This window comes from Bradyrhizobium sp. WSM4873 (genome assembly GCF_055811355.1).
Genome location: NZ_JBVVPS010000023.1, coordinates 33,479 through 53,594, shown reverse-complemented (window position 1 = coordinate 53,594; position 20,116 = coordinate 33,479). Strand labels below are relative to the sequence as shown.

Annotated in this window: 17 protein-coding genes; 7 read left to right on the top strand and 10 right to left on the bottom strand. The window is 65.4% G+C overall.

Annotated features, from left to right (window positions below; all coding sequences use genetic code 11):
- The first annotated feature begins 55 nt into the window (after positions 1-55).
- The gene (rimO, locus tag AC0L21_RS26395; RefSeq protein ID WP_473264663.1) at positions 56-1,381 is read left to right on the top strand and encodes a 30S ribosomal protein S12 methylthiotransferase RimO; all 1,326 of its coding nucleotides are present in this window, start codon (positions 56-58) and stop codon (positions 1,379-1,381) included.
- Positions 1,382-1,459: 78 nt separating this feature from the next.
- Here the strand turns inward: rimO and AC0L21_RS26390 are convergent, their stop codons facing one another.
- From AC0L21_RS26390 to AC0L21_RS26380, 3 genes are all read right to left on the bottom strand, one after another.
- On the bottom strand, positions 1,460-1,903 hold the full coding sequence (locus AC0L21_RS26390) for a carboxymuconolactone decarboxylase family protein (protein WP_473264662.1): 444 nt from the start codon (positions 1,901-1,903) through the stop codon (positions 1,460-1,462).
- On the bottom strand, positions 1,836-2,267 hold the full coding sequence (locus tag AC0L21_RS26385) for a MerR family transcriptional regulator (protein WP_473264661.1): 432 nt from the start codon (positions 2,265-2,267) through the stop codon (positions 1,836-1,838). Before AC0L21_RS26385 ends, AC0L21_RS26390 begins: the two co-directional genes overlap by 68 nt.
- A gap of 125 nt (positions 2,268-2,392) precedes the next feature.
- Positions 2,393-3,340 carry a hypothetical protein gene (locus AC0L21_RS26380; protein ID WP_473264660.1) on the bottom strand — a complete coding sequence of 316 codons (948 nt, stop codon included), beginning with the start codon at positions 3,338-3,340 and terminating at the stop codon, positions 2,393-2,395.
- Positions 3,341-3,743: 403 nt separating this feature from the next.
- On the opposite strand from AC0L21_RS26380, the gene AC0L21_RS26375 reads away from it, so the two are divergent.
- Positions 3,744-4,940, top strand: a complete 1,197-nt coding sequence (locus AC0L21_RS26375) for an acetylornithine transaminase (RefSeq protein WP_473264659.1) — start codon at positions 3,744-3,746, stop codon at positions 4,938-4,940.
- Positions 4,941-5,106: 166 nt separating this feature from the next.
- Here the strand turns inward: AC0L21_RS26375 and AC0L21_RS26370 are convergent, their stop codons facing one another.
- The 3 genes from AC0L21_RS26370 to pcsA form a co-directional block, all read right to left on the bottom strand.
- Positions 5,107-6,081, bottom strand: a complete 975-nt coding sequence (locus AC0L21_RS26370) for a quinone oxidoreductase family protein (protein ID WP_473264658.1) — start codon at positions 6,079-6,081, stop codon at positions 5,107-5,109.
- Between the two features lie 75 nt (positions 6,082-6,156).
- The gene (locus AC0L21_RS26365) at positions 6,157-6,891 is read right to left on the bottom strand and encodes a TerC family protein (protein ID WP_473264657.1); all 735 of its coding nucleotides are present in this window, start codon (positions 6,889-6,891) and stop codon (positions 6,157-6,159) included.
- Complete coding sequence (pcsA, locus tag AC0L21_RS26360; protein WP_473264656.1) at positions 6,888-7,655, bottom strand: phosphatidylcholine synthase; 768 nt, start codon at positions 7,653-7,655, stop codon at positions 6,888-6,890. The genes AC0L21_RS26365 and pcsA overlap by 4 nt, the downstream gene beginning before the upstream one ends.
- Positions 7,656-7,742: 87 nt before the next feature.
- On the opposite strand from pcsA, the gene AC0L21_RS26355 reads away from it, so the two are divergent.
- Positions 7,743-8,927: a UbiH/UbiF family hydroxylase gene (locus AC0L21_RS26355; protein WP_473264655.1), complete on the top strand. Its 1,185-nt coding sequence runs from the start codon at positions 7,743-7,745 to the stop codon at positions 8,925-8,927.
- A gap of 7 nt (positions 8,928-8,934) precedes the next feature.
- On the opposite strand, the gene AC0L21_RS26350 is transcribed toward AC0L21_RS26355, so the two are convergent.
- Positions 8,935-9,888: an AEC family transporter gene (locus AC0L21_RS26350; RefSeq protein WP_007610526.1), complete on the bottom strand. Its 954-nt coding sequence runs from the start codon at positions 9,886-9,888 to the stop codon at positions 8,935-8,937.
- Positions 9,889-9,991: 103 nt separating this feature from the next.
- Between AC0L21_RS26350 and hspQ the strand changes: the two genes are divergently transcribed.
- The gene (hspQ, locus tag AC0L21_RS26345; RefSeq protein WP_007590865.1) at positions 9,992-10,324 is read left to right on the top strand and encodes a heat shock protein HspQ; all 333 of its coding nucleotides are present in this window, start codon (positions 9,992-9,994) and stop codon (positions 10,322-10,324) included.
- A 79-nt stretch (positions 10,325-10,403) separates the two neighbouring features.
- On the opposite strand, the gene AC0L21_RS26340 is transcribed toward hspQ, so the two are convergent.
- Positions 10,404-11,204: an invasion associated locus B family protein gene (locus AC0L21_RS26340; RefSeq protein WP_007610528.1), complete on the bottom strand. Its 801-nt coding sequence runs from the start codon at positions 11,202-11,204 to the stop codon at positions 10,404-10,406.
- A 259-nt stretch (positions 11,205-11,463) separates the two neighbouring features.
- On the opposite strand from AC0L21_RS26340, the gene AC0L21_RS26335 reads away from it, so the two are divergent.
- From AC0L21_RS26335 to AC0L21_RS26325, 3 genes are all read left to right on the top strand, one after another.
- Positions 11,464-13,314: an extracellular solute-binding protein gene (locus tag AC0L21_RS26335; RefSeq protein WP_473264711.1), complete on the top strand. Its 1,851-nt coding sequence runs from the start codon at positions 11,464-11,466 to the stop codon at positions 13,312-13,314.
- A 4-nt stretch (positions 13,315-13,318) separates the two neighbouring features.
- On the top strand, positions 13,319-14,821 hold the full coding sequence (locus AC0L21_RS26330; RefSeq protein WP_473264654.1) for an AMP-binding protein: 1,503 nt from the start codon (positions 13,319-13,321) through the stop codon (positions 14,819-14,821).
- Between the two features lie 85 nt (positions 14,822-14,906).
- Positions 14,907-16,133, top strand: a complete 1,227-nt coding sequence (locus AC0L21_RS26325) for a GGDEF domain-containing protein (RefSeq protein ID WP_473264653.1) — start codon at positions 14,907-14,909, stop codon at positions 16,131-16,133.
- Between the two features lie 125 nt (positions 16,134-16,258).
- Here the strand turns inward: AC0L21_RS26325 and mfd are convergent, their stop codons facing one another.
- Together mfd and AC0L21_RS26315 are read right to left on the bottom strand one after the other, a co-directional pair.
- Positions 16,259-19,777: a transcription-repair coupling factor gene (mfd, locus tag AC0L21_RS26320; RefSeq protein WP_473264652.1), complete on the bottom strand. Its 3,519-nt coding sequence runs from the start codon at positions 19,775-19,777 to the stop codon at positions 16,259-16,261.
- Positions 19,774-20,064 (bottom strand): FAD assembly factor SdhE, encoded by a 291-nt coding sequence (locus tag AC0L21_RS26315; RefSeq protein ID WP_106944794.1) that lies wholly within the window; start codon positions 20,062-20,064, stop codon positions 19,774-19,776. The genes mfd and AC0L21_RS26315 overlap by 4 nt, the downstream gene beginning before the upstream one ends.
- Between the last annotated feature and the right edge of the window lie 52 nt (positions 20,065-20,116).

Here is a 20,116-nt window from a genome sequence, read left to right as displayed (position 1 = left end):
TGTAATTATGGGCAATTGGGACTAGCTCAACCCTGTCAATCAGGCAGATTTGGATATGGATCAGACGGCTGCGCCCAAGGTCAGCTTCGTGTCGCTCGGGTGCCCCAAGGCTTTGGTGGATTCCGAGCGCATCATCACGCGTCTACGCGCCGAGGGCTACGAGCTCGCGCGCAAGCATGACGGGGCCGACATCGTCATCGTCAACACCTGCGGCTTCCTCGACAGCGCCAAGCAGGAATCGCTCTCGGCGATTGGCGAGGCCATGGCCGAGAACGGCAAGGTGATCGTGACCGGTTGCATGGGCGCGGAACCCGAGCAGATCGAGCAGGCCTATCCCGGCGTGCTCTCCATCACCGGCCCGCAGCAATATGAGAGCGTGCTGGACGCCGTGCATCGCGCGCTGCCGCCCGCCCACAATCCGCATCTCGATCTGGTGCCGCCGCAGGGTATCAAGCTAACGCCCCGGCACTACGCCTATTTGAAGATTTCCGAAGGCTGCAACAACCGCTGCACCTTCTGCATCATTCCGAAGCTGCGCGGCGACCTGGTCTCGCGACCCGCCAACGACGTGCTGCGCGAGGCCGAGCGCCTGGTCGGCGCCGGCGTCAAGGAGCTGCTGGTGATCTCGCAGGACACCTCGGCCTACGGCGTCGATCTCAAATACGCCGAGAGCCCGTGGAAGGATCGCCAGGTCCGCGCCAAATTCATCGACCTCGCGCGCGAGCTCGGCGAACTCGGCGCCTGGGTCCGCTTGCAATACGTCTACCCCTACCCGCATGTCGACGAGGTCATCGCGCTGATGAACGAGGGCAAGGTGCTGCCCTATCTCGACATCCCGTTCCAGCACGCAAGCCCCGAGGTGCTGAAGGCGATGAAGCGCCCGGCGGGGCAGGACAAGACGCTGGCGCGGATCAAGCGCTGGCGCGAGCAATGTCCCGATCTCGCTTTGCGCTCGACCTTCATCGTCGGCTTCCCCGGCGAAACCGATGCCGACTTCGCCTATCTGCTCGACTGGCTGGACGAGGCCGAGATCGATCGGCTCGGCTGCTTCAAATACGAGCCCGTCGCCGGCGCGACCGCAAACGCGATCGAGAACCCCGTGCCAGAAGAGATCAAGCAGGAGCGCTACAACGCGCTGATGGCGCGCCAGCAGAAGATTTCGGCACGCAGGCTGAAGCGCAAGGTCGGCACGCGCCAGCAGATCATCATCGACGAGGTCGGCCCGACCGTCTCGAAAGGCCGCTCCAAGGCCGATGCGCCGGAGATCGACGGCGCCGTCTACCTGTCGAGCCGCCGCCCGCTTCGTGTCGGCGAGATCGTCACTGCGAAGATCGAACGCGCCGACCAGTACGATCTGCACGGCAGCGTCGCGGGATTCTGATCTTCCGCTGTCGCAGTCGGTGCAGCCACGAACTCGCTGCAACCTCTCCCGCTTGTGGGAGAGGTCGCGAGCCGTCGCCTAAGCTACAGCAACATCACGCCCGCCGTTCGCTTCTTCCGACGCCTGCTGTTCGTCACGCGCGGCGAATACTTCCTTGGCTGCGAACAGCCCGTTCAGCGCCGCCGGGAAGCCCGCATAGACGGCCATCTGCATGATGATCTCCACGATCTCGTCGCGAGACAGCCCGACATTCAGACCCGCCTCGAGATGCACTTTGAGCTGAGGCGCGGCATTTCCGAGCGCCGTCAGCGCGGCGATCGTGGCGATCTCTCGATCGCGCAGGCCGAGGTCCGGGCGGCAGTAAATGTCACCGAACGGAAACTCGATCACGTATCGTGCGAAATCCGGAGCAATGTCGGCGAGTGAGGCAACGACCGCTTCACCAGCTCTGCCGTCAATGCGTGACAGGGCCCGCTGGCCGCGATCGAAGCGGCTTTCGTCTTGTGTTGAGGCGTGCGTCATTTTCCTTCGTCCTCTGTTCATCGCTGGCATAGCCGGCGATCTTGGTGTCAAGGACGAGCAGGCATTCCTGGAGTTCGGCAATCTGCGTGCGCACCTGTTCCCGGTGGACTTCCAGGATCTGCCGCCGGCCTGTGCCGGTAGGGTCGCCTTCGTCACGAAGCGCCGCGTAACGCAACATGTCCCGGATCGGCATTCCCGTGGTCTTGAGCCGACCGAGAAATTCGATCCATGTGAGGATCGATGCGTCAAAGTCGCGCTGGCCGGAGCGATCCCGGTCGGCGTATGGCAGCAGCCCGATGCGCTCATAATAGCGCAGCGTGTGCGTCGACAGGCCGGTTCGTTTTGCGAGGTCGCCGATCTTCATGTGTGCCCGTTCTCGTACTGACGCATGTACAGATACCCCTTCGAGCGCGCTCTAAGTCAAGGGGGATCGAAGGTGCAAAGATTTCGGCGTGCCGGCTGGGCAGCGGCATCGCGTGATTGCGAGCCTCAAGATCCCGCCAGCCATTTCGGCACCCAGCGCTCCGGCCGCGGTGCGCGGGCGAGATCGGCTTGCGCCTCGGATAGTTTCGCAGGCTCGCCATCGATGCTCGGGCGCAGATCGTATTCGAAGTTTGGCATCACCCGGCCGTCGGCATGGAGCCCGAATTTCATCGCGTACCAGAGCCCGAGCTCGGGCTGCGCCTTCCGCATCTCCTCACGCAGATCGCGCAGCAGGGATTCGATCGCAGCGGCTTCCTCGAACAGCTGCGGCCCGCCGGTCAGGACACGCGCCTGGTATTGCCTGCCGACGATTGCGATCTCGAAGCTCGTCCTGTCCCAGGGCTTCTTGCCCTTCGGCAGATGCGCGGCCAGGCGCCAGCCGAGTTCGGCCATCAAGCGATGATTGGCCCAGTAGTCTTCGCGATCCCGGCTCCATTTTTCCATGAAGCCGCGAAAGTCGGGCAACTCCGACGGATCGTCATCGGGCGCCGCCGTCTCCCCGCTCAGCCGTCCGGTGAGCCATTGCGCGAGCTCGACCGTTTGGCATTCGACGTCGTCGTGCGGCAGCAGATCGTGCCACGCCTTGTCGAATTGTTGCGACGTCAGTTTTGCGAGCAGGCCCTCGAGGCTCGGCGCCAGCAGCGCGTAATCGCCCTCGGACCCAAGCCCCACGATCGGCGGATTGTCGCGGTCGAGACCCGCGCCATACCAGCCGCCAACAGCCGAGCCATCCGGCAGCCGCATGAACAGCGAAAACCTGTCGCGCAAGGGACTGCCGTCGACAATGGGGGCGTGATCGGAAAACTGGCCCTGCAGCGAGAAGCAGCCGACGCTGCCCCAGGGCCGTCCCTTCAGCCAGCCGGCGAAGTCCAGCAACAGCGGCGGCGCCTCGATACCCGGCGGAAACGCGCCGCGAATGCTGTCGAGGTCGATCGAATAAGGCGTGTCGGACAAGGCTTTAAAAACAATCTGGTTGGTCCCGCCCCTCTTGGTCCGAACCGTCATGCGTTCGGTTCGAGCCAATTCGCGTTCGCTGATCACAAACGCGCTAGAGACGTGATGGTTTCAAGGCGCGCATCTCTCTCCTGCCCCATGCACGCCGGGCGTGTGTCCTGCAAACCGCCGCTTGACAAGTCCCACCATTCGCATGTATTGCCGCGCCCCATGATCAATGCTCGGACCCATCAGCGCACCGAAATGCTCCGTCGTCGCTCCCGCGACGATGAGAGGGTGCGCCATGTCCGACGACGCCGCTGAAGCACTGAATTCAGCGTAAGTTTTCGAAAAGGCCGCACCCGCAAGGTGCGGCCTTTTTGCTGTTCGCGCACCCTTTCCCCCGCCTCAAGAGGAGTTCGACATGACCAACGCCACCCATCCGTATGACGCGTTGATGGACATCACCGCTCGGCCCAAAACCGTGTTCGTCCGCGGCGCCGGCTCCTACCTCTGGGACGACAGCCGCAAGCGCTATCTCGATTTCGTGCAGGGCTGGGCCGTGAACTGCCTCGGCCACTCCCCGCCCGCGATCGCCGACGCGCTTGCCGCGCAGGCCAAGCGGCTGCTGACGCCAAGCCCGGCCTTCTACAACGAGCCCAGCCTGAAACTCGCGCAGGCACTGGTCGCAAACAGCGCGTTCGACCGGGTGTTCTTTGCCAATTCCGGTGCGGAAGCCAACGAGGGCGCGATCAAGCTCGCGCGCAAATATGGCAGCATCCACAGAGGTGGCGCGTTCGAGATCATCAGCTTCGAAGGCGGCTTTCACGGCCGCACCTTGGCGACGATGTCGGCCTCGGGCAAGAAGGCCTTTGAGCCGCTGTTCGAGCCGAAGGTCGCCGGCTTCAAGAAGGCGAAGCTCAACGACATCGCGTCGGTCGAAAAGCTGATCAACGACAACACCGTCGCTGTGATGCTCGAGCCGATCCAGGGTGAATCAGGCGTGTGGCCGGCGACCGATCAGTTCTTGCAGGAGTTGCGCGCCCTCACCGACGCGCACGGCCTCCTCTTGATCTTCGACGAGATCCAGACCGGGATGGGCCGGACCGGCAAGCTCTTCCACTACGAGCACACAGCCATCGCGCCCGACATCATGACGCTCGGCAAGGGCATCGGCGGCGGCGTGCCGCTCGCAGCCCTGCTCGCGACCGAACGCGCGGCCTGCTTCGAGCATGGCGACCAGGGCGGCACGTTCAACGGCAATCCGATCATGTGCGCGGCGGGACTGGCGGTGCTCGATGAAGTCAGCAAGCCGGATTTCCTGAAGACCGCGACCGAAACCGGGCTGCTGCTCGAAAGCGAATTGCAGAAGGTCTCGGCGCGGCACGGGCTCGGCGAAGTGCGTGGCCGGGGGCTCCTGCTCGCGCTCGACCTCAAGCTGCCGATCGCACCCGGCATCGTCGCACAGGCGTTCGAGGCCGGCGTGCTCCTCAACGCGCCGCAGGTCGACACGCTGCGCTTCATGCCGGCCCTGAACGTCACGCGGGCCGAGATCGCCGAGATGATCGATTGTCTCGACGGGATCTTGACCAGGGCCGGCGCGGCACGGCGCGTGGCGTAAGGTCTGTCTCGTGCCCCGGACGCAGCGCAGCGCCCCTTCGGCGGTGCGCTGCAGAGCCGGGGCCCATCTCTCCACATTGTGTGCCGCATCTGGCTCCCGGCTCTGCGCCGCAACGCTTACGCGTTGCAGCTTGTCCGGGACACGGGAGCGGATGATGCCGGAAGTACTACGGCTTCAAGATCGACGCGCCCGTGGTCTTGCGGCTTTCGAGATCGATATGCGCCTTGGCGGCGTCCTTGAGCGCGTAGGCATGGTTGATCGGCACGTGCAGCTTGCCGTTGATGACGGCGGCGAACAGCGTGTCGGCGCCTTCCAGCAATTCCTTGCGCGTGCCGATATAGTCGTTGAGCTTGGGCCGGGTCGCAAACAACGAGCCGTGGGTGTTGAGCTCGGCGATCGAGAACGGCGGCACCGGGCCTGAGGCATTGCCGAAGGAGACGAACATCCCGCGCGGCTTCAGGCAGGACAGCGAGCCCGGGAACGTCGCCTTGCCGACGCCGTCATAGACCACGTCGCAACCCTCGTTGCGGCTGATCTGTTTGACGCGCGCGACGAAGTCTTCCTCGTTGTAGAGGATGACATGGTCGCAGCCATTGGCCTCGGCAAGCGCAGCCTTCTCGCGCGAGCCGACGGTGCCGATGACGTGGGCGCCCATGGCCCTCGCCCATTGGCAGGCGAGCAGGCCGATGCCGCCGGCCGCGGCATGGATCAGCACGCGATGATGCGGCTCGACCTTGAAGGTCTTGTGCAGGAGATACCAGACCGTCAGCCCCTTCAGCATCAGCACGGCGCCCTGCTCGTAGGTGATGTGGTCGGGCAGCTTGACCAGCCGCTCCCAGGGGATGTTACGCTCCCCGGTATAGGCACCGAGATTGTGGTAGTAGGCGACGCGGTCGCTTGGATGGAAATTCGTCACCCCCGGCCCGACCGCGACGACCTCGCCCGAGGCCTCGTTGCCGGCGATGAAGGGCAGCCCCGGCGCCTTGTAGAGGCCGGTGCGGTAATAGACGTCGATGAAGTTCAGGCCGACGGCATGCTGGCGGATGCGCACCTCGCCGGGGCCGGGCGCCGGAACATCGACGCTCTCATAGACCAGGGCTTCGGGGCCTCCGACCTTGTGCACACGGACGGCTTTGGTCATCACCTGACCTCCTCTTCTGGCGGACCAGCGAAAGACATCGCGCCCGCCTTGTCAACTCGACGCCGGCTGGAACGCCTAGACCGACCGCTTGGCGGTTTTCCTGCGGTTGCGTTTCGCCAGCACGTTGAAGAACTCGACCGCCGCCGAGAACGCAATCGCGAAATAGATGTAGCCGCGCGGGATGTGGAATTGGAATCCGTCCGCAACCAGCGCGACGCCGATCAGCACCAGGAAGGCCAGCGCCAGCATTTTCGTGGTCGGGTGCTCCGCGACGAATCGCGACACCGGACCGGACGAAATGTACATGATCAGGCAGGCGATCACGACGGCCGCGATCATGATCTCGAGGTCCTGCGCCATGCCGATCGCGGTGATGATCGAGTCCAGCGAGAACACTATGTCGATGATCACGATCTGGACGATCACCCAGAAGAAAGCGTTGCCAGGGGGCTTCCCGCCGCCCTCGCCGTCATCGGCTTCGACCTCGCCGTGAATCTCGTGCGTCGCCTTCGCGATCAGAAACAGGCCGCCGCCGATCAGGATGAGGTCGCGCCACGAGAAGCCGTAACCCGAAAATGAAAACACCGGGGCGGTCAGGCCGATCAGCCAGACCAGGAGGCTCAGCAGGATGATGCGGAAGATCAGCGCCAGCGCGAGCCCGATCTGGCGGGCGCGGTGCGCCTGCTTCTCGGGAATGCGCGAGACGATCACTGACAGGAAAATGACGTTGTCGATGCCGAGCACGATCTCAAGCGCGGTCAAAGTGAGGAGCGCGGCCCAGGCTTCGGGGCTGGTCAACAGGTGCATCATGCGAAGGATCTTGTCAGCCGTATCAATGCGTCGCTGAAGCTGATCCAGAGCGCGATCGCGCAGAGCGCGACAGTCACGCCGGTGCCGACGCGAAAGTCCATCTGCAGCGTGTAGAAGGAGAGCAGAGCCCAGATCGCGATCAGCGACATCGTCAGCCAGCGCAGCCGCACGACGCGCACCGGATGCAGCACGTGGAACGGCACGAAGGTCAGCACCACCAGGCTTGCGACCAGCAGCGTCGAGAGCAGCGGTGGCCAGTGCAGCAGGAACAGGTAGAACGCCGCCGCATTCCACAGCGCCGGAAAACCGCGGAAATGATTGTCGTCCGCCTTCATGCGCAGATCGGCGAAATATAATGCGCTGGTGACGATGATGGCGACGCCGAGCAAGGGTGCCGCGACCGGCAGCAGCAAGCCGCTGGCCACGATCGCATAGGCCGGCACGAAGACGTAAGTGACGAAATCGACCACGAGATCGAGCACGTCGCCCGACCAGTTCGGCTGCACGTCCTTGACGTTGAGCCGGCGCGCAATCGGCCCGTCGATCGCGTCGATGATGAGGGCGACGCCCAGCCATTGAAACATCGCCGCCCAGTGCTCGCGCACGGCCTCGAGCATCGCCAGCAGCGCGATCGCCGCACCGAACGCGGTGAAGATGTGCACCGAGAAGGCAGCGGCGCGGATCGCGGGCCTGGGCTTCAGGGAATCCTCTTGGCTGTCCATGGCTTCTGCTATCAGAATGACACCGGTTTGCACATAAGCCATTGCGGCGTCCGGTTGCACAATTCGTCATAAAATCAGGGAAATATGAGTGGGCTTGAATTTGCCGCGGGCCGTGTCCAATGTCGTTCCATGACAGATGCATCGACACTCTTTGACGCCGCCGTAATCGGCGGCGGACCGGCGGGACTTAGCGCGGCTATCGCATTGGCGCAGGCGGGCGCACGGACCGCGCTGGTGGCACGTCGCATGCCCTATGCCGACAATCGAACCACGGCGCTACTCGGTGCCTCCGTCGATCTGCTGGAGAGCCTCGACGTCTGGCCGCGTTGCAAAGACAAGGCGGCCGCGCTCGAAATCATGCGGCTCGTCGACGACACCGGCCGGCTCTTCCGCGCGCCTGAGGTCCGGTTCTCCTGCCACGAAATCGGCCTCGATGCCTTCGGCTACAATATCGACAACCGCTCGCTGATGCTGGCGCTGGAAGCGCGCGCGGCCGAACTGCCCGATCTCGTCCGTTTCGACGACGAGGCCGAAACTGTCGTCATCGAAGCCGATGACGTCGCAATCCGCACCGCCGCTGCGCAATTTCTCTCGGCCCGCCTCGTGGTCGGCGCCGACGGCCGGCATTCGCTCTGCCGCGAAGCCTCCGGCATCGCGGTGACGCGGCGCGAGCTGACCCAGACGGCGCTGACCTTCAATGTCGGCCACGCGCGGCCCCATCGCAACGTCTCGACCGAGTTCCACACCCCGCACGGTCCTTGCGTGTTCGTGCCCCTGCCCGGCGATCGCTCCAGCGTCGTCTGGGTCTCGGCGCCTGCCGACGCCGAGCGGCTTCGCTGTCTGACCGACGAAGAATTGTCCGCCGCGATCGAGAAGCAGTCGCATTCGATCCTCGGACGCATGACGGTCGAGCCGGGCCGCCATCTGTTCCCGCTGGCGATCGAACGTCCCAAATCCTTCGGCCGCGACCGCATCGCGCTGGTCGGCGAAGCCGCCCATGTGGTTCCCCCGATCGGGGCCCAGGGTCTCAATCTCGGCCTCCGCGATGCCGCCGACATTGCGAGGCTTGCAGGCGACGCCATCGCATCGGGCCAGGATCCCGGCGCAGCAGACGTGCTCAAGCGCTACGACCGGGCCCGGCGTCCGGACATCCTGAGCCGGACCTTTGCGATCGACATCGCCAACCGCTCGCTGCTCAACGATTTCCTGCCGCTCCAGCCGGTCCGCGCGGTCGGCATGCACCTGCTCGGCGCGATCGGCCCGCTCCGGCGTTTTGCAATGCGCGAGGGGCTGACGCCGACCTGGCGGAAGTAGCCGCCGCTCAAGGAAACGCCAACCGGCCAGTCTGGATCGCCCACATCACGCTGGTCAGGGTGACCACGGACGCAAACGTCCCGAGCAGCACCGCGACGGAGGCGGACTCGATCCAGGCGTCGTTCTGCCGGGCGATGACGAACACGTTCAGCGCCGGCGGCAGCGAGGCCATCAGCACGGCGGTCGCGGCCCAGGGCTGCGCGAACGGGCCGAACGCCAGCATCAGGCCGAACGCTGCAAGCGGGTGGACCAGGAGCTTGATCGCGATCACGCCCGGCACTTCCCACGGAACCCGATCGAACGGACGGAGCGCCACGGTCACGCCGAGCACGAACAGCGCGGTCGGGGCGGCTGCGTTCTGGAGGAACGTGATGGTGCGATCGAGCGCGACCGGCATCTCGACATGCAGCGATGCGAAGGCCGCGCCGAAACAGGCCGACATGATCAGCGGGTTGAGCACGATCTGCTTCAGCACGACGCCGAAGGCATGCACGATCGAGGGATGATCGCGGTCGGAAAGCTCGATCAGCAGCGGCACGATCGTGAACAGGAAGATGCTGTCGCAGCAGAAGATCAGCGCAGTCGGCGCCGACGCCTTCGGCCCGAGCACGGCGAGCGCTAGCCCCGGTCCCATGTATCCGATATTGCCGTAGCCGCCGGAGAGCCCGGCGAGCGTCGCCTCGCGCAGCGTCAGCCCGCCGAGAACCTTGCCGACGACCAGCGCGAGTGTGAACGCCGCAACGGTCGACAGCGTGGTCGCGACCAGGAATGGCGGGTTGTTCAATTCCGAGAACGGCGTCTTCGACATGATCGCAAACAGCAGCGCCGGCAGCGACACATAGAGCAGGAAGAAGTTCATCCAGGCGAGGCCCGATTCCGGCAGGGATTTGACCTTGCCACAGGCGAAACCAACGAAGATCAAGCCAAAATAAGGTAGAGCTAGATTGAGGATATCGACCATTGATGAAGTGTTTTCTGAAGATTGGGGGGTTATCTGCCCCGCACCCGCGGGTTAATTCCAGAGGGCACTAGCATCGGCCACAATCCTGGTCTATCGACGGGGAATGATTAAAGCGCGGACCGCCAAATTCCAGATCGGACAGGTCGTGCGCCACCGGATCTTCTCATTCCGGGGCGTGATCTTCGACATCGATCCGGAATTCAACAACACCGAGGAGTGGTGGCTGTCGATCCCCGAGGAGGTGCGGCCCCACAAGGACCAGCCGTTCTATCATCTGCTCGCGGAGAACTCGGAGTCGGAATACGTCGCCTATGTCTCCGAGCAGAATCTCGTGCCGGACGATTCCGGCGAACCGGTCCGGCATTCCCAGGTCGCCGAGATCTTCGTCAAGGACAAGACCGGCGGCTATCGCCCGCGCAATCCGTCGCTGAACTGAGTTTTCGCAGCCATCAACTGGCCAGCAAAAAAGGCGCTCGAAACCGAGCGCCTTTTTCATGTCCGGGATCGGGTCCCGATTACTTCTGGCCGGCGGGCGGCGTGCCCTGCTGCTCGAGCTTCTTGCGCTGCTCGTCAGCCTTCTTCTGAAGCTCTTCCTGGAGCTTCTTCTGGGTTTCCTCGAACACCTTCGGATCCGTCGGCGGACCGTCATAGGCCTTCTGGAATTCGCCGGCGAGCGGCAGCGGCAAGGTCAGCGGTGCGCCGTTGGCATTGATCGCCTGAACAACGAGGTTCTGGCCCTTCTTCATGTTGTTGATGAACTCGGGCGTGGCCTCGTAGTCGGACATGCAGCCGTTCTGGAAGCAGATCACATAAGGGCTCTGCAACGGCGGATTGTTGTCCACGATGATGCGGGTACCGTGCACCAACTGCATGCCGAGCGGCAGCGTCACGCGCAGGATCTTCTTCGGCTCGCCTTCCGGCTCGATGATGACGGCCGCGATGACCGGCTGGCCCGACTCGATACGGCCGTCCTTGCCGGTGAAGCAGACCTGCTTGGCGTTGGCGTCCTGACCCTTGAGGCAGAACTTGGTCCAGGGGGCGTAGATCAGCTGGATCTGCTGATCGGCCGGCTGGGCCGCGCCCTGCTGCGCCGGAGCGCCTTGGGCGGGAGCCGGCTGGGCGGGTGCCTGAGCGGCCGGGGCCGGCGCCTTTGGGGCGGCCTTCGGAGCGGCCTTCGGAGCCGCCTTGGGCGCGGGCGCACCCGGAGCGGGCGCCTGGGCCTCGGCGGCAAACGGGACGGCCAACGCCGTCGCCGTCAACAGGGCGAGAAGTCGCCCGCGCGGCCGGACGGACGCGGCCAAGTAACGGAAATTCATTGCGGAAAACCCTTTCTGAACGGGAAGCGCCCGAACCGCTTCGACGCACCGAGCCTGGCCACGTTGGGCGCGGCTCTCTCCCCGTCAAATGAGGCGGATAAGTGACGGCTCGGCGCTCGTGCGCGATTGCCCGTCTTCTTAACGTGGCCGACGAAAAGATCAATGCCGACAAGCGTCTTTGGCCGCGCGCTGGCGTACGCACCGGGGAAAATCACTGTGATAGGATTCAGGCCTGCGGTCCTCGAATCAACGTGTGCAGATGTTCATGTTCCAGCGCCTTCTCGAGGGCCGTCCTGAAGGTCTTTGCGTCCGCCTCTGTATCCTGGCTTTCGCCTTGGGGCTCCCGGCCAGCGGCGCAGGGGCCGAGGAAGCCCACGCCATCGCCATGCACGGCAAGCCGGCGATGCCTGCCGATTTCACCCATATGCCTTACGTCAACCCTGACGCCCCCAAGGGCGGCCGGCTGACCTGGGGCGTTCTCGGCACGTTCGACAGCCTCAATCCGTTCATCGTCAAGGGACTGGCCGTGCAGCAGATGCGGAACTACGTGGTCGAGAGTCTGCTCGCGCGCGGCAATGACGAGCCGTTCACGCTGTACGGACTGCTCGCCAGATCGGTCGAGACCGATGACGAGCGCAGCTTTGTCACGTTCCACATCGATCCCCGCGCCCGCTTCTCGGACGGCAAGCCGGTCCGCGCCGAGGACGTGCTGTTCTCCTGGCAGTTGCTGCGCGACCACGGCCGCCCCAACCACCGGCAATATTACGGCAAGGTGGCAAAGGCCGAGGCGCTGGATCCCCTCACCGTTCGCTTCGACCTTGCGGGAGCCAATGACCGCGAACTGCCGCTGATCCTCGGCCTGATGCCGATCCTGCCGAAACACGCGGTCGACGTCGCGGCTTTCGAGGAGACGACGCTGACGGGCCCGGTCGGCTCAGGCCCCTATCGCGTCACCTCGGTGAGGCCCGGTGCCAGCGTGACGCTCACCCGCAATCCCGACTATTGGGGCCGTGACCTCCCCATCAATCGCGGGCTCTACAATTTCGACGAGATCAGGCTCGACTATTTTCGCGAGGCCAACGGCCAGTTCGAAGCTTTCAAGCGCGGCCTCTATGATTTCCGCATCGAGCACGAGCCGCTGCGCTGGCACGACGGCTACGACTTTCCCGCGGCGAAGAATGGCGACGTGATCCGCGACACCTTCAAGCCGGGCGTGCCGCAACCTTCCGAATTTCTGGTGTTCAACACGAGGCGTCCCATCTTCGGCGACATCCGCGTGCGTCAGGCCTTGACGCTGCTGTTCGATTTCGAGCTGGTCAACCGGAACTACTTCTTCAACCTCTACTCGCGCGTCGCCGGCTATTTTGCTGGCTCGGATCTGTCAGCGTATGGCCATCCCGCCGATGCGCGCGAGCGCGAGCTGCTCAAGCCGTTCGCCGCGCAGATCCCGCCTGACATCATGGACGGCAGCTACCGCCTGCCGGTGACCGACGGTTCGGGCCGCGACCGGACCACGCTACGCGCGGCCCTGAAGCTGTTGTCGGAGGCCGGCTACGATCTCGACGGCACCGTGCTGCGCAACCGCGCGACCAAGGCGCCCTTCACCTTCGAGATCCTGGTCACGACCCGCGATCAGGAACGCGTCGCGCTTGCCTTCCAGCGCGACCTCAGGCGCGCCGGCATCGAGCCGAGCGTGCGATCGGTCGATCCCGTGCAGTTCGACCAGCGCCGTCTCGCCTACGAATTCGACATGATCCAGAACCGCTGGGACCAGTCGCTGTCGCCCGGCAACGAGCAATATTTCTACTGGGGGAGCGCTGCCGCCGACAATCCGGGCACCCGCAACTACATGGGGGCGCGGGATCCCGCGATCGACGCGATGATCGCCGCGCTGCTGGAAGCCCGTGAACATACGGATTTCGTATCCGCGGTACGGGCGCTCGATCGCGCTTTGATCTCCGGTTTCTATACAATCCCCCTGTTTAACGTATCCGAGCAATGGATCGCGCGCTGGAATCGGATAGAACGGCCAGAGGCCACCTCGCTGTCCGGCTATTTGCCGGAGACCTGGTGGTCGAAGGGGCCGCCGCAAGCTCATCAAGCAAAGTGACGCCGTGAACCAGCCAGCCGTATCGCCGACGCTCGACACGCTGTTTCAGCGCACGCTGATGCGGCAGCCGCACGCGACCGCTCTGCTCGACCCCCTGAACAAGTTCCGAGTAACCGGGCACCAGCCGCGGCGGATGAGCTATGCCGAGGCTGATACGGCCATCGAGGCGCTGTCCGCCTATTTCGTCGAATCAGGCCTGCCGGCCAATTCCGTCATCGCCATCCAGCTGCCGAATACGGTCGAGTTCGTGCTCACCGTTCTTGCCGCCCATCGCGCCGGCCTCGTCGTTGCCGTGCTGCCGCTGCTCTGGCGCCATGCAGAACTGACCGCCGCTCTGAACCGCACCGCGGCGCGCGCCATCGTCACCATGAGCACGGTCGACGGCGTCAGCTATGCCGATCTCGCAATGCACGCGGCCGCGGAAGCCTTCTCGATTCGCCATGTCTGCGGCTTCGGCACCAACCTGCCCGAAGGCATGGCCTCGCTCGACGAGGTGCAGGCCCGTCCGCCCGGCACCGCGCGCGCCGTGATTCAGGATGGCCGCAAAGCGGCGATGATCTCCTTCGACGTCACCGCGGAAGGCTTTCGTCCGGTGCCGCGGCCGCATTTCAGCCTGATCGCCGGTGGGCTCGCGATGTCGCTGGAAGCCGACATCAGGCAGGGCGCGACCGTGATGGCGGCGTTCACGCCGATGTCGTTCGCAGGGCTCGCCTCCTCGCTCGCGGTGTGGCTGCTGTGCGGCGGCACGCTGGCGCTGCATCATCCGTTCGAGAACGACGTGCTGGAGCAGCAGATCAACGCGCACGAATGCGACGTGCTGATCGCACCGGCGCAATTTGCCCAGCGGCTCGCCGATTCCGATCTGGCGGCGCGGATGCCGACCTTGCGCAACGTCATCGGTCTGTGGCGTGCCCCCGAGCAGGTGGCGGCGAGCGAGGCATGGATCGCGCCGCACGCGCCGTTTACTGACGTCTATCTGTTCGGCGAGGCCGGATTGTTCGGCGCCCGGCGTGGCGAGGACGGCATGCCGGTGCCGGTGATGCCGGGACCGCACGGCGCGCCGCGCGAGCAGTCGGGTTCGTCGATCGCCGGCGAGATTTTGCTGACGCCGAAGGGCACGCTCGGGCTGCGCGGCCCGATGGTGCCGATCGCTGCCTACGCCCCGCCGCCGCCGGTCGGCGACACCCTGATCGCGCAGCCACCACGCGACTATGTCGACACCGGCTATGCCGCGAGGCTCGACCGTCCCAGCGGCGCGATCTGCATCACCGCCCCGCCCTCCGGGATCATGGCGGTCGGCGGCTACCGCTTCCTCTCCAACGACCTCCAGGAATGGGCGCGCCGGCTCGGCCAGGGCGCCCTGCTGACCGCGCTGCCTGACCGGCTCTCCGGTCACCGGCTCGCGGGCCGCGCCCAGGACAATGCCCGCGCCCGCGAGGCGCTCAGCGAACTCGGGCTTAACCCCCTGATGGTCGAAGCTTTTCGCGACCGTTCCGGGCCGGGTTGAGGGTCATTTCGACTGTTCCATTGACGCTGCATTAAGGCGGCCGGACTAGATTGCGCGGCACCTGTCGCGTGATCAGAGTCTCTCGATGTCCCAGGCTGGCCCGATCCTGTTTGTGTCCAATGGCGAGCGGCCGGCCTTCATCGCGGCGCTGGACGAGGCGCGATTCTTCCCTGTGATCGACACCGGCTGGGCCGGCGCGACGCGCGCGGTCGAAGAGGTGCAGCCGGCCGTGGTTCTCGCCGCGATGGATGCCGGGCACGAGCCGCATCTGGCGCTGCTCGCCAGGAAGATCGCAGAGCAATCGCCCTACCTTCCCTTCGTGGCGCTGGATGCGGCAGGCGCGCTCCCGCACAACGCCCTGCCCTTCTCCTCGTCGCGCGTCGGCCATTCCGAACGCCTGATCGCGCGGCTTCGCGCCGCGCTGCGCATTCGCACGCTTCATGCCACGGTGCTGCGCCGGCTGCCCGAGGTGAAGGTCGCCCTGCCGGAGGCCGATCCCATTCGGGATGCCACGGTGCTTCTGATCGGCCGCGGCGCGGCTTACCCTGCGCTTTCCGTCGCGCTCGGCGAGCGCGTCGGCGTCGTCGGCGCGCTCTCGATCGAGGCCGCGGCCAAACATCTCAACACCCGCGACCTCGACGGCGTCGTGCTCGCCGAAGGTTTTACCGCCCGCGTGACCGATGCCTTCCTCACTGTGCTCGCCGAGGATACCCGCTTCCGCAGCCTGCCCGTGATCGTCACTGCGCATCAGCTCACGCAGACTTACGACCTGCCCAATCTCGAGCTGATCCCCGGCGAGCCGGCCAAGGTCGCCGCCAACGCGCTGCCTCTGATCCGCCAACACGCGATGGAAGCCCAACTGAGCCGCACGCTGCGCTCGATCGATGCCGGCGGCTGGCTCGACCCGCGCAGCGGCCTGCTTACGGTGGAGGCCTTTGCGCGCGATTTTGCCAAGGCGGTCGAGCAGACGCTGGCTCGTGGCGGCGGCCTCTCGGTCGCGCGCTTCGCCTTCGACCCCGGCAATTCCCGCGCCCAGCTCGATGCCGCGCGCATTCTCAGCCGCCTGATGCGGCAGATGGATTTTGGCGTGGCGCAGAAGGACGGTTCGGTCATCGTCGTGTTCGCGGAGACCGACTTCCGCACCGCGCACATGATCGCCCGCCGTCTCTCTGCGGTGATGCGGCACACCTCGAACGGCAAGCACGAGATGCGGAGCGATCCCGTCGTCTCGGTGGATTCGCTATCGCCGTCGGATACGGCACGGTCGCTGCTCGGACGGCTGTCGGCCGACGCGTCGCGCGCGGCGTCGTAGGTACCTCGCGAGCTGCCACAACAAACACCGTCATTGCGAGCGTAACGAAGCAATCCAGAATCTTTCCGCGGGGAACAGTCTGGATTGCTTCGCTGCGCTCGCAATGACGTGGTGAGACCTGAAGCCTACGCCGCCTTCTTGCTCTGCGCGAGCTGCGCCAGCTGGCGCATGATCTCGGTGGTGCCGGCGAGACGCTCTTCCGGCGTTTCCCAGTCCTGCAGGAACACCACCTTCATGTCGGGACGCACCTTCGCGGCCTGGCCGTGACTGCGGATGAACGATACCAGACGATCGGGATGGGCGAAGGAATTATCGCGGAAGGCGATCACGGCGCCCTTCGGGCCGGCGTCGATCTTGCCGACATTGGCCTGACGGCAGAACGCCTTGATCGCGGCGACCTTGAACAAATAGCGCACCTCGTCCGGCAGCACGCCGAAACGATCGCGCATCTCGGCGCCGAAGTTCTCGATCTCCTCCTCGCTGTCGAGGTCGGCGAGCCGCCGGTAGAGCGACAGCCGCACCGAGAGATCGCCGACATAGTCCTCCGGAATGAGCACGGGCATGCCGATGGTGATGGTCGGCGACCAGCGATCGGCGGCGGGCTCGGACACGCCGGCCTTGAGGTTGACGATCGCCTCCTCCAGCATCGACTGGTAGAGCTCGAAGCCGACCTCCTTGATATGGCCGGACTGCTGCTCGCCCAGGATATTGCCGGCGCCGCGGATGTCGAGGTCGTGCGAGGCGAGCTGGAAGCCCGCGCCCAGCGTCTCCAGCGATTGCAGCACGGTGAGCCGGCGCTCGGCCTGCGCCGTGATCTTCTGCTGCGCCGGCAGCGTGAACAGCGCATAGGCCCGCAGCTTGGAACGGCCGACGCGGCCACGGAGCTGATAGAGCTGGGCGAGGCCGAACATGTCCGCGCGATGCACGATCAGCGTGTTGGCGTTGGGGATGTCGAGGCCGGATTCCACGATCGTGGTCGACAGCAGGATGTCGAACTTGCCGTCGTAGAACGCGGTCATGATGTCCTCGATCACGGCGGGCGGCATCTGCCCGTGCGCGACCGCGACCTTCATCTCCGGCACGTTCTTGTCGAGGAAGTCCTTGACCTCGGCGAGGTCGTCGATGCGCGGCACCACGTAGAACGCCTGGCCGCCGCGATAGCGCTCGCGCAGCAGCGCCTCGCGGATCATCAGCGGATCGTGCGGGGCGACGAAGGTGCGGACCGCGAGGCGGTCGACCGGGGGCGATGCGATGATCGAGAGCTCGCGCACGCCGGTGAGCGCGAGCTGCAGCGTGCGCGGGATCGGCGTCGCCGACAGCGTCAGCACGTGCACCTCGGCGCGGAGCTGCTTCAGCCGCTCCTTGTGGGTGACGCCGAAATGCTGCTCCTCGTCGACGATCAGCAGCCCGAGATCGCGGAACTTGATCGACTTGCTGAGCAGCGCGTGGGTGCCGACGACGATATCGACCGCGCCGTCGGTGAGGCCCTTCTTGACCAGATTGAGCTGCTTGGCCGGGACCAGCCGCGAGGCCTGCGCCACCTGCACCGGGAAACCCTTGAAACGCTCGGTGAACGTCTTGTAGTGCTGACGGGCGAGCAGCGTGGTCGGCACCACGACCGCGACCTGCTTGCCTTCGAGCGCCACCGCGAAGGCGGCGCGCAAGGCCACCTCGGTCTTGCCGAAGCCGACGTCGCCGCAGATCAGCCGGTCCATGGGACGGCCGAGCTCGAGGTCCTTCAGCGTGGACTCGATCGCACCAAGCTGATCCTCGGTCTCGTCATAGGGGAAGCGCGCGCAGAACTCGTCGTAGAGGCCCGGCTGCACCGGCAGCTTCGGCGCCTCGTGCAGGTGGCGTTCGGCGGCGATCTTGATCAGCTCGCCCGCGATCTCGCGGATGCGGTTCTTCAGCTTGGCCTTGCGCGTCTGCCAGCCCGAGCCGCCGAGACGATCGAGTTCGACCGTGGTCTGGTCGGAGCCATAACGCGACAGCAGCTCGATGTTCTCGACTGGCAGGAACAGTTTTGTCTCGGCGGCATAATGCAGCTCGAGGCAGTCATGCGGCGCGCCGGCGACGTCCAGCGTCTGCAGGCCGATGAAGCGGCCGATGCCGTGGTCGACGTGGACCACGATGTCGCCGGCGGCAAGGCTCGTCACCTCCGAGATGAAATTGTCGAGCTTGCGGCTCGCCTTGCGCGGCCGCACCAGGCGATCGCCGAGGATGTCCTGCTCGCTGATGAGCGCGATCTCGTCGGTCTCGAAACCGCTTTCGAGGCCGAGCACGGCGAGCATGGTCTCGTTGCGCGGGGTCGCCTGCACCGTGCGCCAGCTGTTGACGCTGGTCACAGGGGTGAGCTTGTGATCGCGCAGCATCGAGGTCATGCGGTCGCGCGAGCCTTCCGTCCAGAGCGCGATGACCACTTTCTTGCGGCTCGTCAGCAGCCCATGCACATGTGCGACGACGGCTTCGAAGACGTTGACCTTGCTATCGTTGCGCTCCGGCGCGAAGTCGCGGCCTTTGCGTGCCCCGGCATCGAGCACGCTGGTACCATCGGCAGGTACCGAAAACTGTGTCAGCCGCACCAGCGGCATCCCGCTCTCGCGCTTGCCCCATTCCTCCTCGGTCAGATAGAGCCGGTCAGGCGGCAGCGGCTTGTAGATGGCGCCGCCGCCCGGATGCTCCATCGCATCGCGGCGTGCCTGGTAATAATCAAGGATCTGCTTGAAGCGCTCGCGGACGGCATCCTCGGCCTGCGGCTCGATCGCGATCGCCGCGCCCTGCAGATAGTCGAACAGCGTGTCCATCCGGTCCTGGAACAGGGGCAGCCAATGTTCCATGCCGGGATGACGGCGGCCCTCGCTGACGGCCTCGTACAGCGCATCGTCGCGCTCGGGCGCGCCGAACTCGGCGACATAGCCCATCCGAAAGCGGCGGATGGTGTCGGTGACGAGCTGGAATTCGGAGATCGGCACGAGATCGAGCGCGCGCATGTCGAGCAGCGTGCGCTGGGTCTCGGCATCGAAGGTGCGGATCGATTCCAGGCTGTCGCCGAAGAAGTCGAAACGGACGGGCTGTTCCAGGCCGGCCGGAAACAGGTCCAGAATGCCGCCGCGCACCGCATATTCGCCGGGCTCGCGCACGGTCGAGGAGCGGTTGTAGCCGTTGTGTTCGAGCCAGGCGACGATGGTGTCCATCGGCACGACGTTGCCCGGCGCCACCGACAGCGCCTGCGCCGCCACCAGATCGCGCGCCGGCACGCGCTGAACGACGGCGTTGACCGTGGTCAGCACGATCAGCGGCTTGTCGCTACCGGTCAGGGACGCAAGCCGTGCCAGCGTCGTCAGGCGCTGCGCGAGCACGCCGCCATGCGGCGAGACGCGGTCATAGGGCTGGCAGTCCCAGGCCGGGAAAGTCAGCACGGGCAAATCGGGCGCGAAGAATTGCAGGGCACGTTCCAGCTGCTGCATCCGCGGTCCGTCACGGCAGATCACCGCGAGGCTGACAGCCGGCTTCTTCGGCCGCGCTGCGATAGCGCGCGCGAGATCGGAGACGACGAGGCCCTCGGCGCCCTCGGCGACATTGGCAAGCGTCAGCGCGCGGCCGGGCGTGAGCAGCTCGGCCGGCGATTTCATCCCCTGCTTCATACGTCGCGGTCCGCGATCGGAAACGCCTTGATGCGCGCAAACAGCGGGCCGATGACTTCGGCGGCAAGCACCTTGTCGCCGGTGATGGCGGCATAGAGGTCGGGATCGGCTTCTTCGAGCAGGGTCTCGAGCTGCGTCAGCTCGTCATCGGACAGATTGCCGATCTCGGCATCCGCGAAGCGGCCGAGGATCAGGTCCATCTCGCGCGTGCCGCGGTGCCAGCAGCGGAACAGAAGCCGCTTGCGGCGGTCGTCCAGCCCATTGCTCGATCGTGTCGTTCCCGTCATGTCTCAATTCCAGTCAAACGCCAAAAGCCCGGACGTGCCGGGCCGGGGTGAT

What these genes read in the sequence shown, in the direction of transcription:
- AC0L21_RS26315 (WP_106944794.1), bottom strand. Translation starts at nt 20,064, where the DNA reads ATGACGGGAACGACACGATCGAGCAATGGGCTGGACGACCGCCGCAAG.
- AC0L21_RS26325 (WP_473264653.1), top strand. Translation starts at nt 14,907, where the DNA reads ATGTCCCAGGCTGGCCCGATCCTGTTTGTGTCCAATGGCGAGCGGCCG.
- AC0L21_RS26385 (WP_473264661.1), bottom strand. Translation starts at nt 2,267, where the DNA reads ATGAAGATCGGCGACCTCGCAAAACGAACCGGCCTGTCGACGCACACG.
- mfd (WP_473264652.1), bottom strand. Translation starts at nt 19,777, where the DNA reads ATGAAGCAGGGGATGAAATCGCCGGCCGAGCTGCTCACGCCCGGCCGC.
- rimO (WP_473264663.1), top strand. Translation starts at nt 56, where the DNA reads ATGGATCAGACGGCTGCGCCCAAGGTCAGCTTCGTGTCGCTCGGGTGC.
- AC0L21_RS26350 (WP_007610526.1), bottom strand. Translation starts at nt 9,888, where the DNA reads ATGGTCGATATCCTCAATCTAGCTCTACCTTATTTTGGCTTGATCTTC.
- pcsA (WP_473264656.1), bottom strand. Translation starts at nt 7,655, where the DNA reads ATGGCTTATGTGCAAACCGGTGTCATTCTGATAGCAGAAGCCATGGAC.
- AC0L21_RS26355 (WP_473264655.1), top strand. Translation starts at nt 7,743, where the DNA reads ATGACAGATGCATCGACACTCTTTGACGCCGCCGTAATCGGCGGCGGA.
- AC0L21_RS26390 (WP_473264662.1), bottom strand. Translation starts at nt 1,903, where the DNA reads ATGACGCACGCCTCAACACAAGACGAAAGCCGCTTCGATCGCGGCCAG.
- AC0L21_RS26335 (WP_473264711.1), top strand. Translation starts at nt 11,464, where the DNA reads ATGTTCATGTTCCAGCGCCTTCTCGAGGGCCGTCCTGAAGGTCTTTGC.
- AC0L21_RS26375 (WP_473264659.1), top strand. Translation starts at nt 3,744, where the DNA reads ATGACCAACGCCACCCATCCGTATGACGCGTTGATGGACATCACCGCT.
- AC0L21_RS26340 (WP_007610528.1), bottom strand. Translation starts at nt 11,204, where the DNA reads ATGAATTTCCGTTACTTGGCCGCGTCCGTCCGGCCGCGCGGGCGACTT.
- AC0L21_RS26365 (WP_473264657.1), bottom strand. Translation starts at nt 6,891, where the DNA reads ATGATGCACCTGTTGACCAGCCCCGAAGCCTGGGCCGCGCTCCTCACT.
- AC0L21_RS26370 (WP_473264658.1), bottom strand. Translation starts at nt 6,081, where the DNA reads ATGACCAAAGCCGTCCGTGTGCACAAGGTCGGAGGCCCCGAAGCCCTG.
- hspQ (WP_007590865.1), top strand. Translation starts at nt 9,992, where the DNA reads ATGATTAAAGCGCGGACCGCCAAATTCCAGATCGGACAGGTCGTGCGC.